Source organism: Alteromonas sp. 14N.309.X.WAT.G.H12, assembly GCF_036697315.1.
Taxonomy (GTDB): Bacteria; Pseudomonadota; Gammaproteobacteria; order Enterobacterales; family Alteromonadaceae; genus Alteromonas.
Genome location: NZ_JBAHZB010000165.1, coordinates 1 through 1,437 on the forward strand (window position 1 = coordinate 1; position 1,437 = coordinate 1,437).

Annotated in this window: 1 protein-coding gene; it reads left to right on the plus strand. The window is 45.2% G+C overall.

Annotation, left to right across the window (positions count from 1 at the left end; translation table 11 throughout):
* A partial coding sequence (locus V5298_RS19665; RefSeq protein WP_332933124.1) for an alpha-amylase family glycosyl hydrolase occupies nt 1-1,303 on the plus strand: 1,303 nt, incomplete at its 5' end.
* Nucleotides 1,304-1,437: the final 134 nt, after the last annotated feature.

The window sequence follows — 1,437 nt, forward strand, 5'->3', positions numbered from 1 at the left end:
AGAAGAATTAAAGCAATTTATCCATGCTGCCCATAGCCGCAACATCAAGGTGTTTTTTGACATTATCACCAACCATACTGCCGATATCATCAAGTACCAGGAATGTCATGGATCGGAAAATCTACTCAAGAGTACGGGTCAACCCCACTGTGAATATAAGCCCACAGATACCTTGGCAACGGACAATTACACGCCCTATATTCCGCAAGGGGAAGACAAGGTAAAGGTGCCTGCATGGTTAAATGATAGTGGGGTTTACCATAATCAGGGCGACTCAAACTGGGAAGGGGAAAGCGCGGTTAACGGTGATTTTGCCGGGCTCGATGATTTAGATACATCTCAGGCCGAGGTGGTGTCTGGAATGACCGATATTTATAAAAACATTATTTCAAGATTTAAGCCCGATGGGTTTCGTATCGACACGGTTAAACATGTTGATATGACGTTTTGGCAGCAGTTTTCTCCGGCGTTGATGAATTATGCCAAAACCCAAGGAATAGAAAATTTTATGATGTTTGGCGAGGTGTACAGTTTTGATGTGTCTCTTTTGAGCCAGTATATCAATAAAGCCAAACTGCCCTCAGTATTAGACTTTGCCTTCCAAGGTGCCCTTGAGTCTGTGCTTGTGAAGCAAGAGGGGACGGATGTATTGGCCGCGCTTTTTGCACAAGATAACCTGTATCATCATGAACAGGGTTATGATGCGAATGATCTTGTTAACTTTACCGGCAATCATGATATGGGGCGTTTTGCTTATAAGTTAAAGCAGAGTGAGTTTAATTATACTGATGCGCAAATGACCCAACGTACCCAATTAGCTTATGCCATGATTTATTTTTGTCGTGGTGTCCCGGTTATTTATTATGGTGACGAGCAAGGGTTTGTGGGGGACGGCGGTGATCAGGACTCCCGGCAAGACATGATGCCCTCTTTTGTTGCTAGCTATAATGATGATGACTTGTTGGCGACGGAGAAAACCACCGCAGATGATAACTTTGATCCCTCCCATCCGCTGTATAACGCTTTTGCTCGCTATGCGTCCTTGTATCAGCAATATCCGGCGCTGCGCCGCGGTAAACAGTCTGTGTTGTATGGGCAATCTACCCCTGGGTTATTTGCCATCGCCCGGGAATATACCGATGACAATGGCGTCAGTCAGCGTATTGCGGTGGTGTTTAATACCAGTGATAAACCGCAGAATATCAATCTTCCTCAGCTGGATAAAGAACACCTGCTCTATGCCTCTGATTTAGGCCAAGGTGCCATGGAAGGTCTTAGTTTCAGGCTCTACCAACTAAACTAATTCAACGAAGTTCAATAGGTAAGCAAGCCAAGGTCTCCTTGGCTTGCTTTTTTTGTGCCTGATGACTGAGTCGTCTTGGCAAAAAGTGGTGTAAGGGAAAGCAAAAGGAGGCAACGGCATGGACGCTTTTACCT